General features: G+C 35.8%; 7 protein-coding genes. All 7 read right to left on the reverse strand.

Translation table 11 applies throughout. From position 1 onward, the window contains the following. Nucleotides 1–10: 10 nt before the first annotated feature. Nucleotides 11–2,731: a carbohydrate-binding protein gene (locus tag HNQ90_RS11105; RefSeq protein ID WP_144116243.1), complete on the reverse strand. Its 2,721-nt coding sequence runs from the start codon at nt 2,729–2,731 to the stop codon at nt 11–13. After that, on the reverse strand, nt 2,731–4,503 hold the full coding sequence (locus HNQ90_RS11110) for a T9SS type A sorting domain-containing protein (RefSeq protein ID WP_144116242.1): 1,773 nt from the start codon (nt 4,501–4,503) through the stop codon (nt 2,731–2,733). Before HNQ90_RS11110 ends, HNQ90_RS11105 begins: the two co-directional genes overlap by 1 nt. Before the next feature lie 179 nt (nt 4,504–4,682). Beyond that, the gene (locus tag HNQ90_RS11115) at nt 4,683–6,179 is read right to left on the reverse strand and encodes a sulfatase family protein (protein ID WP_144116241.1); all 1,497 of its coding nucleotides are present in this window, start codon (nt 6,177–6,179) and stop codon (nt 4,683–4,685) included. 23 nt (nt 6,180–6,202) lie between these two features. Further along, nucleotides 6,203–8,056 carry an arylsulfatase gene (locus tag HNQ90_RS11120; protein ID WP_206669646.1) on the reverse strand — a complete coding sequence of 618 codons (1,854 nt, stop codon included), beginning with the start codon at nt 8,054–8,056 and terminating at the stop codon, nt 6,203–6,205. Between the two features lie 125 nt (nt 8,057–8,181). Then, complete coding sequence (locus HNQ90_RS11125; RefSeq protein WP_144116239.1) at nt 8,182–11,139, reverse strand: CBM96 family carbohydrate-binding protein; 2,958 nt, start codon at nt 11,137–11,139, stop codon at nt 8,182–8,184. 261 nt (nt 11,140–11,400) lie between these two features. Next, nucleotides 11,401–13,449 carry a carbohydrate-binding protein gene (locus HNQ90_RS11130; protein WP_144116238.1) on the reverse strand — a complete coding sequence of 683 codons (2,049 nt, stop codon included), beginning with the start codon at nt 13,447–13,449 and terminating at the stop codon, nt 11,401–11,403. A 199-nt stretch (nt 13,450–13,648) separates the two neighbouring features. Next, nucleotides 13,649–15,001, reverse strand: a complete 1,353-nt coding sequence (locus HNQ90_RS11135) for a sulfatase family protein (protein ID WP_144116237.1) — start codon at nt 14,999–15,001, stop codon at nt 13,649–13,651. Nucleotides 15,002–15,020 lie beyond the last annotated feature (19 nt).

Genomic DNA, 15,020 nt, shown 5'->3' on the forward strand with positions numbered 1-15,020 from the left:
TTTTTAATTGTTAATTTTTAACCAACTTTAAAGTTCTACTGTCTAGTCCTTTTAAATAAATTAAGTACATTCCTTTAGATAAATCACGTAAATCTATATTGAGTTTTTGTATATCATTTGTAATAACACCTTGTTTATTTACTCGTCCACTAATATCAAAAATGGTGTATTGACTGAATTTCGAATTTGGCATAAGCACCGTTAAATTGTTAGATACAGGGTTTGGGTAAACTTCAACATTTAATTTTTCAAAGTTTGTGTTTGAAAGTGAAGCATCTTCGCCATAAACCTCAACTTCGGCCAAGGTAATGCCATTATCGGAGGTTTTTGAAATTTTTACCACACGTCCAATGACTCCCCCAGTTTCTATTGTTAATAATGGGTTTGGGTAATCTGTGTATAATCGACTAAATTTTACGTCTCCATTAGCATCCTTCACTTCAACGGTGAAATTATTTAGTCTTTCACCATAATTGCTTCCTGTTCTATTATAGATATTAATAGTTTCTATGTTATAATTAGCCTGCAAATCTACTTGCCACCATTTAAGTGTATTTGAGCCAGCAGTTCCATTTTCGGTATGTGAAACAGATCCGTTTCCAAAAGTTCCATCTGTGTTACCATCTATTGCCAATTCTGGAGGTCCGTTATAGGCCGTCGATGACTGTGTAGCAATACTTCCGTTTGAAGCCAACGCTAGATTGGGAATTGAGGGTTTAGCTTCAACTGTATTAGATTTTATTAGGTTTGAAGACGCATCGATTAATTCAATCCAGTAAAAATAGGTTTCTCCATTATTTACCGAAGTATCCGAATACGTTGTACCTGTAACATTTTCGGCTATTAGGGTTTTTCCTGTCTCACTAAAATAAGCGTTTCTGTAAATATTTTGAGTTACAGGCTCCATGTTTTGTGCAGTCCAAGTTAAATCTACCGTTTTGTTGGATGTTTCAGCATGAAGCGCTACTGATGGCGTTGCAGCTTGAAGCTGAAACCAATTGACATTAAATAAAGTGCCAGATGCTCCAGAAAAAACGACATATAAATCTTGGGTACCCGAAAGTTCTGAAATATTTGCAGTTACGGTTTCCCAATTTTGTAAACCGCCAGTATTTGTAATTGCTAAGGTTCCTATTAAAGTTCCTGTTTCACTTCCTGTTCTAAGTTCTATATTGCCACCAACTGTATTTGTAGATACTCGCGCACTAAACTGAGTTACGGCTTCACTTAAATCTACAGATTCAAATTTAAGCCAATCGCCATTTTCAATACTCGTTACATTATCTGTACCTTCTGTACTTGTCTCGGTTGTTACACCTTCCATAGCGCTATAGCATTCTGCTTCAATTATTGATGTTTGAGGTAAGTTACAAACATCGACAGCATCTTCAGTTACATTAAAAATGAAACAACTCATACTTTCTTCACCTATGGTAGATATAAAGGTATTTCCTGATGCCGTGTATGATGTCGTTAACCCTTCAATTGGCGTATTGTTTGTCCAATAATGCGAACTTACTTCACTTGTTATAGTGGATTGATCTAATTTTATAGGCAAGGTGTATTCGGTATTGCTTTCATTAATTACCCACAACACCATTTTATCATCTTTTCTAAAAGTAATAGTATATAATTTAGAAGCATCATTTACCGACGATGTTACATAAGTATGGTTTAAGATATTATTAGAAAATTGTTTCATCATATAATACCCTCTAAGTCTTCTACCTTCTCCTGAAGACGGAAAATAAATAGACCTAGTTTCCTTATTGATTCCGCGAGACCAAATCTCAAAATAAACCTCTCCGCTTAACCCCGCCTTGTATCTTTCCGCTTTTTTAATGTACTCATCAATTTGCTTAAACATAGCTCTTTCTTCTCCATATGTTGGCGAGCCACTTCCTGTACTGGTTTCATCATCATACATAGGCTTCCCCAATGCTACTGCTTTTTCAGTAATTTCCACCCACTTTTCTGGCCCTAGATTAGAATAGTTGTGACTACAAAAACCAGTGTACATATCTTTTGTTCCTAGCGATTCCACATCTTTTAGGTACGTTAACCCTGCGGTTATGCTCCAGAATCCTTGATCGATAATTACAGGTTTTTCAATTCCTCGTTCATCTAACTCCGCGTATAGTGTATTAATAATATCTTTGGCTTCGGCTGCTCTTACATGCCACATCCATTCTTTTGCTGTAGATAAAATTGAAATTGCCACACCTTGCTGGCTCATATACTCGCAGTAATCTGCTAAAAACACCCCATACTTTTCAACATTTGTTGCTTTAGAACTATAAGTGTGAATCCAATCTGGCATATTATTATCGTCGCCATAACCATCATAATCAGATCGCATGGTAGCAAAAAACTTAATATCAGGATTAATGGCCTTAATAGCCTGCATAGTGCCAACTTGCTTATTGTAAAACGACCAGTTTTTATTGCCTTCTGTTAATTCTTGATTTTTGTCGTATTGAACTCTACAAACATTAAAATTAATATCCCCAAAACTCCACTGAAGAATATCGTCTTTATTCTGAGCACTTTGAATGGCCGAAGCGCTACGTTCCATATCGCCTCCAATCATATCGATAGTTTGCTTATAATTGGTAGAATTAACTTCAATAGATTGGCCATAAGCCGTTACGCTTACCATAAACAGGGCTAGGGAACAAACCAATGAATTAATGAAGTGAATTGAATCTTTACCTTTAAATATATGTTTCATTATTTCTTAATTAGTTTTTTTGTAATAGCACGACCTTCTTTTAAGATTTTTATGAAATAAACCCCATTATTTAAATGACTAATATTTAGTAATTGGCTATTTTGATTCACAGCTGCAGTTAAAACTTCTGTGCCTATAACATTGTAAATGGTCACTTTTGATCCAACAGCGTTAACCAAATTAACCTCATTATTTGCAGGGTTAGGAAAAACTTTTACCTGTTGCGTATTTCTAGTTCTACTTTCAATTGATAAACTTCCATCAGGCGAAGCTTCTGCTGCATTTGAATTATAATTGGTTGAATTTTCGTCTGTTACCTTTATCCAATACCAATATGTAGTTCCATTAAGTGCGGTATTATCGGTATATGTTGATCCCGTTACACGGTTGGCAAGCAACTGCCTGCCTCCAGGGTCCGAATCGGTATCTCTAAAAACGCCTTGAATCCCAGAACTCCCAAGAGTTATTCCCTCTACCAACCAATTTAATGTAACTTTATTACTTCCTGCTACCGCAGTTAAAGTTACTTTTGGGTCTGGGTCTGGTGCTACCATTGCGGCATCCGAATTTACAGTAATGGTTTGACCTTGTACTTTAATCCAATACCAATACGTGGTTTCAGGTGACACCGAAGTATCGGTAAAACTTGTACCACTTACATTACTTGCTATTAACTGTCTGCCACTAGGGTCTGAGTCTGTATCTCTAAATACATCTTGTTTTACTGGTGTTATATTGTTATTACCCCAATCTAGTACTACTGTATCATTTTGAAATCTAGCAGTTAGACTAACACTTGGAGCATCACTATACGTACAAACAACCGAATTGTCTGAAATATTTAATGCCGATTCTACACCTGATGGCAGATCGTAATCTGCACCACTTACGGAACCATTTCCGTAAGAATTATTATCAATAACAGACCCCGTAGCATTGTTCAATGCTCTAATTCCGTCCTTTCCGTTATTCGAAACACAATTACGTCTAATATCTATATTAGTTGTAACCACACCTACCTCAGCATTAGCAAAAATGCCTACATCTCCATTATCTTTAACTACGCAATCGTGAACCAAATACCCATCGGTAACAGCAGCTCTTATACCTCTAAAGTAATTTCCTGACATTTCACAATTGTATACTTTAATATCCGAACTGTAAGAGATATTCATTCCATTAGCCGAAGTGGAATTCAAAAATTTACTATCTCTAACCTCGGCGCCATATACTCTTCGCAAATACATGTTATGCGCAAAACCTTCTTGTCCTGCCGTACCATTTTCTTCGAACAGACAATCTTTAACTAGTAAATTGGTTGTTCCCTTAATATGAACACCCCAACCCGTTTTATAACAATGAACATTTAAAATTTGAACATTATCATGCTCAACATTATCATTGGCCGTAATTTCTATTCCTCCACCATTTGATGCATTTGTGCCTTCTATAGCAAGGTTCTGAATTACTAGATTTACTAACCCTTCAGAATTATGAATAATCATTTTCATGTTAACTGTAGTTTTAAGCAAACTTGACCAATTACCTTCGCCTTGAAGGGTTATGTTACTTTTCATTCTTACAGGGGTAGAAATATTGTGAGTACCTGCTGCAAGAGTTACCGTTCCACCTCCACTTGCGGCAACGTTGTTAATAGCTGTTTGGATGTTTTCTCCTGGCTGAACTGTTTCATCTAGCGCCCATATTGATGCTGATAAAAAACAAAGTAGCCACGTTAACCTAAAAGGTTTTAAGTAATAATTTTGTTTCATATTTATAGTTTGTTTAGTTGTAGCTAAAACTATCAATCTATTAAAGATTTGTCTGTAAATTATGATGCTTTGTTTTAAAATTATCACTCATATTTACTTTAAACTATAAAAATCATAGAAATAAAAAGTGCTGTATCCCGAAGAACACAGCACTTTTCACTTTTAAAAATAGTACGTATTTAATTAATCTGCGGTTGATTCCATAAACGATATGGATCATTATAAGTTTGCATTTGCTCTAACAATAACGCTTCCATTTCAGCTAGCTTATCGGCATATTTTGGATTGGTAGCTAAATTGGTTTCCATCTCATTAGTTTTACCATGCTCTGGTAAATACTCATTAGGATTTTTAGCTAAATTAAATAACTGCGTTTCTCTTACAGCGCCATCAAGCACATCGTATTTTATAAGTTTCCAATCGCCTTTTTTAACCGTACGCATCCCTGGTTTAGTTCCTCCGGCATATACACCATACATAACATCTCTCATGGTTTCTTTTTCTCCTTTTAAAACAGGAACAAAGCTTTTACCTTCTACTGTTTTTGGTGCTTCAATACCAGCTAAATCGCATAATGTTGGTAATACATCTAATAAATAAACATTACCATCAACACGTTTACCAGCAGGTAAATTAGGTCCTTTTACTATAAAAGGCACGCGCCATGTATGTTCGTAAAGATTTTGTTTTCCTTGTAATCCATGACGACCAATTGCCATTCCATGATCGGCAGTATAAATAATGTATGTATTATCTAATTCGCCCATAGCTTCGAGTTTAGCTAACACCTTTTCTAATTGAATATCGATATTTTCTGAACATGCAAATTCCCTTCCTAATTCATTTCTAATCGTATTTTCATCCCTATTTTTCCACACACCACTAACTCTTTCTTCATCCCTTAATTCTGGATGACCATGATGAAAAGGATGTTTCTCCAAATAATTTGGTGGTAATTGTGGCTGTTTTTCATTTAATGGAGGTAATGCGTTTTTATCCTTATGGTTTATAGCTCCATATTTATCTAAAAGTTCCGGAGTACCATTACGTGTATCGTGCGGATGAGAAAAACCGAAATATATAAAGAAAGGATCTTCTTCTTTTCCTTCAACCCTATCATCTAAATAACTTAATACTTGTTTAGCATGCCACGCGCTACCCGTTTCTTCGGTTCCGCCACGCTTTGTTGCATCCTTAACTACTGTAAATTGTCTGTTAGCTCCTGGATAAGAATTTCCTTTTTTACACGTACGCATCGTTTTATAACCCGCTCTATTAAATACAGCTCCTATAGTCTGCTCATCGATTTCATGCGGATCTGTTTGCTTTTGAAACTCTGCACTTGGTGGCAAATGCCATAAGGTGCGGCCACTCATAATCATGTGGCGAGATGGCGTACATACTGCACCATTCATAGACCCCATATGTCTTGCTTGTTCAATAACAACACCTTGACTTGCTAGCTTACTTATTGTTGGTGTTTCTAGAATTGAATTGGGATCGTAGGTTTGTAAATCGAATGGTGATTGATCGTCCACAAGCACAAACAAAAAATTTGGTCGCTTAGTTTCTTTTTGCGATTCCGCTTTGGCATCTGCTTTTTCCTTACAACTTGTAATTACAAGTAATAGTAAACCAACTGCAAAAAATAGTTTTGAATTTTTATAGTATTTCATTTATTTAAATTTATAAATTAAGGTTAGTTAAGTTTTTCGATTGTAGCATAATAAGCGCCAATTTCCACACCATCGTCTAAGGTAAACCATGTTTTAAAATGCGTTTCACCTTGTTCTAACTCTACCGTATACTTTACATATTCAGATTGAAGATCGACCGGTTTAGACATTTTTATATCTTGAATTTCAATTCTTGAATTTTTAATATTTAAAGCCTTGCTTTTTTTGCTGGACGTAACACTTGTACCTTCCAATGCCGGACGTACAGGAGCTTTTGCTCCTAATGCCAAATGCGTTTCTACTGGCCAGCGACGTAATTTTAAAGTATATGTTCCTGTTTCTTCAACTTTTACACGCCAAAACCCGTTGTTTACTTGCCCTTGTCTTATATGATCTTGTTTCCAAGGTGTAAAGGTTTCGCTATGCCAATCATGACAAAATAAGGTTGTTGGGTTTTCTGCTTCATTACCAACAATAAAATATGGCTTTTCTACAAAAGTTGGCGATATTTCGGCCCACCACTTATCATAAGCTGCTTTATAAGTTTCTACTTTTTCAGGATATTGATCTGCTATATTTGTACGTTGTTCTGGGTCGGTATCTAAATTATATAATTCGGTTCCTTCAACCAATCTCCAGTTTTTATGCATTAATGCTGTTCTTTTCCATGGCACAGGATCTGTTGAAAACTGTGTGTTTACATATACTATTCTATCTTCAAATTTAGAATCATCACCCGCCATTAAAGGAACTAAACTAGAACCATCGAACTTTAAATCTTCTTTAAGCTCTAGCTTACATAAATCTACTAAAGTTGGAAGGATATCATAATGAGCTGTTAATGCGTTAATATCTTTACCTACATTTATGCCTCCATTTTTCCAATGAATATAGAATGGCACACGATGCCCACCTTCGTACATACTTGCTTTAACACCTCGCATACCGGCATTATTACCTTTAGCAATAAAACCATCTAATCTATCTTGTCCTTCGCCCATTTTATTTCCTGCTGCCGAACCATTATCTACAGTAAAAATAAGAATGGTATTATCCATTAAATCTATGGCCTTTAAATAATCGACTAGTTTACCAAGGTTTTCATCAATATTCGCAATCATACCATAAAAGGCAGCATTAGGAATATTTTCATTGTCTTTATAAGGATCTGAATATTTATCGTCTACCCAATATGGCGAGTGTGCTGCATTAGTGGATAGGTAACAAAAGAAAGGCTTATCTTTCTGTTTCCCTATATATTGTTTGGCCTCTTCGAACCATACATCTGTACAGTAACCTTCAAATTTTTCTAGTTTACCATTATGCATGTAGGTATCATCAAAATAATCATTATTCCAATAATCCATGGTTTGCCCTATGCCACCGCCATTATTCATAAGAACCTCATCAAACCCTTTATCTTGAGGACGAAATGGATAATTATCACCTAAATGCCATTTCCCAAACATAGCTGTATTGTATCCGTTTTCCTTAAATATCTGAGCCATTGTTTTTTCTTTTTCAAGAATAAGCGACCTTCCTTTAATAGTGAAAAACACCCCTGTTCTGTAATTATGGTGCCCAGTCATGAACGCTGCACGAGTAGGTGCACAAGTTGGACTTACATGATAATCTGTTAAACGTGTACTTTCGTTATATAATTTATCGATGTTTGGCGTTTTAATCCACTCATTTCCATGAGCTGCAATGTCTCCATAACCAACATCGTCCACCATTATTAAAACAACATTTGGTTTTTGATTTGTAGTTTCATTAGCGGCTACCTCTTCCTTTTTATCGCCTTTACAACTTGATAATAGCAGTAGACATACACAAGTAAGATATAGATTAATCGTGTTTTTTAAATTGAATTTCATGTGTTTATTTTTATTTTTTTTCAATGGGCACATGTAGCTTCCTTATAATCATTCACTTGGGTATCGAATTCTTGTTACGGAAGTTTCATGAAGTTAAATTGAGTTTATAATCTTTTCTATTTAAATTAAAGTTTTACTATTTTTTTTGAAGTGACATTTGAGCCATTTTTAACCATTAAAACATAAATGCCTGTATTCAGTTTTGAAACATCTAGGTTTACTTCTCCACTTTTAGGATTTACTTCCATTAATTTTTGACCTTGTAAACTATAAAGCGACACCTGTGTTTTAGTGTCATTAAAGTTAATTGATTTTAATAAAGAAACCTTTAACTGATTTGTAACTGGGTTTGGGTATAGTTCTATGCCTTGCGACATATCATTTACACTTAAAGACTCGCTAGAATATTCAACTACCAACACCGGTGCGACACTACCTGAATCAAATTCTTTAGAGCGGAAATCAATTCCTTTTGCACTAGCTTCAGGATCTATCGGATCTTTAACAACTACAGTTATTAACTTATCATTACTATATTCTTGAGCTACGTATGAAGAAATATCCCATTCATTCCAAGCTGAATTGGTTGTTATACGAGCGCGTTCATTTTCAAATGATGGCCTATTATTAAATGTGATTACATCTTCTTCCCAACTATCATCTGCTACATCATAAATACTTCTAGAAAACTTAAACGTTGTTCTTTGGTATATTCTAAGTTTAGCAGATATTATCGTTCCAGGAACAGCGCTTAAATCGAACTTTAAATACCCATAACGACCAGATGCCACTGTTACTATATTGTCATCGGATCCATAATTATTATTAGCATTTCCTGCATCTCTTACATAGGTATCGGCCAAAACATCCAAAGTTATTGTGCCTTCAATGGCAGCAACCACTCGTAAGTCTTGCGATGCACTAGGTGCTGCATTAAATAAAGCATCTCCAGATTGATTAGCTGTTATAGTAGCTGTACCAACACCAACAACATGCACTTTCCCGTCTACAATAGTGGCAACCGCAGGATTTGAACTGCTATAACTTACTGGTAATCCTGAGCTTGCAGTTGCTCCTGGATCGAAATCTGCAGTACCTAAAACTTTATCTGATAGTGTAAAAAACTGAATTGTTTGATCGCTTTTAGCAATACCTGTTTTGGCAATTGAAAAACTATCCAAATTAAAAGCTTCGGAAGTTCCATTAAACATAATTTTAAAACTTTGAACACCTGCTTCCAAAAGAATATCTTCAGCAATAGTATATATTTTCCAGTCTGTATCACTTGTTGAATTTGGTGCTCCAAAAGGTACTTCTAAATCTCCCGTTTTTTCTTCGCCACCAAAACTAAATTTCATGGTTCCTCCGGCTTGTGACGCTGCATAATTAACATCGATACTATACATTGCTCTTTCTGCCACCGAAATAGTATATGTAAGCCATTCGCCCGATTCTATTGTGGTAATATGGTAACCTCCTCCAGCAGTATTTTCAATATCTACAGCATCAAAAGTTCTATAAGCTCCGCCAGTATTGGATGCACTTAAATCATGATACACACGACCTTCACCATTTTGAATAGGATCATAATCAAAATTTTCAGCTTCAATGGTCGTTTCAGAAAAATTCATATCATAAACGGGTAAAGCATTGGCATCGAACCCAGAAATAGGATCGCCATAACAGTACACAGGACGACGTGCAGTAAGTGCGCCCCATCCAATAGCATCGTTAGTCCAACCTGCTGCTTCATATCCTGAAGTCTGAATAGCTTTATCGCGAGCACGTTTGGTCCAAAGTAAATCTGCTTCAGCCTTTAAACCTCTACCAACATAATGTGCTACTGGCATTTCAAACACTGGTCTAATGCCAGGAAAATCCCCTCTACCGTCAGGACTTATGGCTTTAGAAAACCATCGACCTGTTCTATCCATGCGTTCTATAAACTCTCCCGATTCAACGGTTGGAACCCACGGTGCTGGTTGATCGTTATAAGTTTCAATAGCCGAAACGTTGTATTTCATGTTATACTCCAAACCTAGTAATAGCCTATCATTGGTATGACCATACAAATCCTCACCTTGATTCCATGCCATTTCTGCCATAGACGTTAATAAACCTATACCAAAAGCAGTATGCTGCTGGTCCCTAGAGCTTTCTTGACATTGGCCATTTTCCCAGATATAATTGGTCATAACCTCATTATAGCCATAATCTTCTTGCGAATAACCTCTTGTAATACTAAAAGTATCAGCAAACTCGGTAGACTCTGTCATACTATCACTAGTATTTGGTCCTGCAGGATAAGGTAAATCATCTGCTCTATGTGGAAGGCCTTTAATGTAACGTAAAGCGCGATCGTACATTATTTCGTTATCCAGAAATATGCCCATAGCCATTACCGTTCTCCATCCAGATAACCCTTGATTTCCATGACGAATAGGATCGCCTAAATAAGATTGCCAATAAAAAGACCCATAAGTTCTAGACACACCCGATGGCACTTCGGTGTTTGAATAATATGGAAAAACCAACATGTCTTCAAACTTGTTTCTATCGGCTTCCGTCCAGCCTGTATAGGTGTGTTTTATAATTTCGGCAGCTTCAATCATAATATATGCTACACCTCCACTTAAAGCGGTAGTTCCATTACTTGTTACCGCTTCAAGGTTTACCCAAGCATTAAAAATTTCAATGGCTTTATCGGCATGACGCGAATCGCCTTCAACATACCATCGTATAGCATTGTAATAGGCGGCTCTAATATCACTATTCCAAGCACCATAATTGACTTTATTATCTCGACCTAATTCTGTAAATGAAGGATCGCCTTGAACCACATAACTATAGTTTGACTTAGAATCGGAAACCATTTCTTGATATGATGAATACCAAGGATCCATTTGCGCTTCGACCATTGCTTTAACACGATCTAAATCTGATTTTTTATGAGTGATTCCTGGATGAACGAATTGTGCATTTACAAACGTGATTGTTGCAAAAAACAAAAACACACTTAGAGTCAATTTTTGTTTTACTAGTTGCGAAATCTTAGGTAAACGATAGGTAATTTCTAGTTTCATATTAGCTTAATTAGTTAGTCCTATATTTTCAAATAAAAATACATCGAAGCTAAAAAATGACATATAAATTATGATTCGTTTTCTATCAATTATAGCCTATAATTAAATCTAACAGGCATAAGCTGTAACTGAAACCATATCATTAAAGCAAATTACTCCTAAAAGTAATAAAAAAGCATTATTACAATTAAGAGTATATTTTAGCTCTACTTCTTTGTTGAAACACTATTAGAAGTTTAAAAAAGTTGGTTTAAATTACCGCTAAAGCTTGACTACTTTTTTGGTAATAACACTAAAATTATCACTCACTTGTAGAAAATAAACACCACTTTTAATATGAGATACATCTAGCGTTATTTTTTTACTATTTTGAGGTTTTACAGCCAACACTTCCTGACCTGTTATATTGTATAAAATGATTTTAGCCTGACTAATTTCTAACCCCGTATTATTTAGTGAAACCGTAATTTCTTTATCTGATGGATTAGGAAATATACTAAGATTATTCAATAGAGCATTCGAACTAACGGATAACGATTCTTCAGAAAAACTAAACCAATTTATGTTAAAAATAGAGCCCGATCTTGCACTTTTAAATACGAAATAAACATCGTAAACACCTTCTGTAAAACTCGGAATATCTACAGAATCTGTTCCCCAAGATTGCCATCCACCTCTATTACTCACCGGTATTGTCGCAATTAACGTTCCTGCAACATCACCTAAGCGCACCTCAATAGTTCCGCCGTCATATTTACCTGCTGTTCTTGCATGTACTGATTTAGCACCATTTAAATCGATGCCTTCAAACCTCACCCAATTATCATTATTAATATAACCTATATTTAAACCGCCTTCAGCACATGTTTCTGTTTGAACTCCAGACATACTATCGTAACATTCAGCTTCCATTAATGCAGCTGTTTTAGGGCAGACATTATCGATATCCTCGCAATTATCGAAGGTAGTTACCGTATTATTGGTTCCATTATCCGTTACCATGCCGCCTCCACAACTGTATATAACATTTCCGCTTGTACCCGCTTCAAGAACAATATTGTATTCTGTTTCGTTTATAATGATTGAATTATTACCGGTTATTACAATGGCGCGTTCTTCTGCATCAATAGGACCGTCTGTACGATGAAAAACTATGTTGTGGCCACTTCCTTGAACATCTGCCAAATTATGAGGTCCCGTAGCATGAGGCGAAGGAATTATGGTCCATTCTATATCCATATTATTTCTTCCTAGCCTAAAATCGGACAATGGTGCATACGCGAAATTCCCGCTAGAACTAGTAATTGTACCGCCAGAAGGCATATTAAAGTTGGTGCTCCCACAATCGATAGCCGTTGAGTTTGTTACAGAACAATTATTACCTAAATACAAACGTATACCACCACGCATTTTCTTTACTGTACAATTCTCTACAGTAACACTTCCTGTTCCTGTGTACGATCTAATACCATCTTCACTTAGCGAAAATACTTGATCAGTAGGAATTGGCTCCACATCTTCACTAAAAGGCATATCATATTCTGTATTTGATGTTCCTGGTAATTTATAGTCTGATCTAAACGGAAAAGAATTTGGATCGGTCTCGCTATACAAGTCTGCGTAAGCGCGCACTCGACCTTCTACTAGGCTGTTTTTTATTACTGTTTCATCTGCTTCACCTTGCATAAAAATACCATGACCAAAAGCTCTCATTTGCACTTCAACATGGTCTAAGGTATTTCTTGGACCATTAATCAATAATCCACAACGTTTATTCATGCCAAATGTATTGTATTGATTAATACCATACATGCTTCCATAACCATAAAGATGAGAACCGCGTACCGTTAATTTAAGACCATCTACTAAATTATCTGTTCCAGAAACCGTCATAACTGCTGCTCCTTTAAGACCGTATGCCAAATTAGCGGAATCTTGGTGGTATGCTACGAAATCGGTTATTTCGGTTAAACCATTTCTATAGGTATCTTCAATCTCGCCACCATTAATTATGTTATTATTACCAGTTACTAGAATATAAGATTCACGAATGCTTCCAACAGGAACTTCTATGTGAACATTGGTTAAAGTAATAGTATTGTTTGAGCCAGAGAATGTAATAACTCGTGATCCACTTGCTAAATCTTCAAGGTTATAATTTCCAGCTTGTAAAGTAATATCTTGATTGCTATTAGCTATAGCTGTTTTAAATGCGTCCAAAGAGCTAACCACCGTTTGCGCATTACTATTTTGATACATGGATAATAAAAAGACTACCATTACTATATTAAGTAATTTTATTTTTTTCATAATTCTAGTTTAGTTAATTAAGGGTTATTTAGTTTAAATAAATTAAAATAATGAGGAGTCATGTAATACTCGTAATTATTCAACTTCCACAAATATAAATTTTGAAGAAAGCCGTTTATATAAACTAATGCTCTTTAACTATAACTTATGTCTTATAACACTTGTAGTTCAGCTATATACACAAACACGATGAAGATTATTAATTCAATTTAAGCCTAACACTTTCTAAGCTATCAATTAATTCTTGTGCTTTATCAGGATATTGTTCCATTAAGTTTTTAGATTCTTCTTTATCTGTTGAAAGATTGAAAAGTTGTTCAGAATCTTTGTCTTTCACATATTTCCAATCTCCAATTCGAATACCATCGCCGCGATATAAAAAATAAGGTCTATCCAATTTTGTATAAGTATTTCCTTTAAAAACCTCAGTGATATTTAACCCATCTATAGTTCGATCTTTGGGAACCGATGCTCCTGCAATATTTGCAATTGTAGGTAATATATCGAGTGTTGATGTTTGCTCATTTGAAACCGCTCCACTAGGCACCGTACCCGGTTGCCAAACTATACATGGCACGCGACTTCCGCCTTCGTAAGACGAAAATTTACCATCCCTAAACACACCTGCAGAACCTGCATTAGGCCGTTTTTTAACCCAAGGTCCATTATCTGACGTGAAAATGACCATGGTATTTTTATCTAAACCTTGAGCTTTTAAGGTTTTTAAAATTTCGCCAACAGACCAATCTATTTCTTGAATAACATCGCCAAATAAGCCACGTTTTGTTTTTCCGGCAAAGTCTTTTGAAGCATAAAGCGGTATATGCGGCATACTATGCGCCATGTACAAAAAGAATGGTTCCTCCTTATTTTCAAGTATAAATTGCTTCGCTTTATCTGTGTATTTACGGGTAAGCACAGATTGATCTACAGGCCACTTAACAACCTTATTTCCTAACATTAAAGGTACTTTGCTTTTTAATTTGTTTTTTTGAATTGAACTCTTATAATCCTTAACCGTAAAACCTTCGTTAAAAACTACATCTTCTGCTAAGGGCATTTCAGGGTCCCGCCACATATCGTTACTATAAGGAATACCATAATACATGTTGAAGCCTTGAGCTGTTGGCAAGAATTCTGGTTGGTGACCTAAATGCCACTTACCTACCATTCCTGTTTTATAACCTTTTTCTTTTAGCATTTCGGCAATAGTAATTTCTGATGCTGGCATACCATCTTTACTATGGGGCCAAAACACACCGTTATCATGATTCCAGCGCTGTGCATAGCGTCCTGTTAATAGTCCTGCTCTTGATGGTGTGCAAATTGAACTTGAAACTGAAAAATCGGTAAATCGCATGCCGTCGTTTGCCATGGCATCTAAATATGGGGTTTCATATCCTTCTGCACCATAAACACCTACATCTCCATACCCCAAATCATCGGTAAAAATCACAATGAAATTAGTTACTTCTGATGGTTCTGTGTTAGCAGATTTACAACCAACTAAAACTCCAAACACCGCTAAACATACTAATACTAATTTCTTCATGCTCATTTTTCAGCTCCTG

Source organism: Algibacter amylolyticus, assembly GCF_014202225.1.
In the GTDB taxonomy this organism is placed as follows: domain Bacteria; phylum Bacteroidota; class Bacteroidia; order Flavobacteriales; family Flavobacteriaceae; genus Algibacter_B; species Algibacter_B amylolyticus.

Coding starts and splice junctions, on each gene's coding strand:
- HNQ90_RS11125 (WP_144116239.1), bottom strand. CDS start 11,139: ATGAAACTAGAAATTACCTATCGTTTACCTAAGATTTCGCAACTAGTA.
- HNQ90_RS11120 (WP_206669646.1), bottom strand. CDS start 8,056: ATGAAATTCAATTTAAAAAACACGATTAATCTATATCTTACTTGTGTA.
- HNQ90_RS11110 (WP_144116242.1), bottom strand. CDS start 4,503: ATGAAACAAAATTATTACTTAAAACCTTTTAGGTTAACGTGGCTACTT.
- HNQ90_RS11135 (WP_144116237.1), bottom strand. CDS start 15,001: ATGAAGAAATTAGTATTAGTATGTTTAGCGGTGTTTGGAGTTTTAGTT.
- HNQ90_RS11105 (WP_144116243.1), bottom strand. CDS start 2,731: ATGAAACATATATTTAAAGGTAAAGATTCAATTCACTTCATTAATTCA.
- HNQ90_RS11130 (WP_144116238.1), bottom strand. CDS start 13,449: ATGAAAAAAATAAAATTACTTAATATAGTAATGGTAGTCTTTTTATTA.
- HNQ90_RS11115 (WP_144116241.1), bottom strand. CDS start 6,179: ATGAAATACTATAAAAATTCAAAACTATTTTTTGCAGTTGGTTTACTA.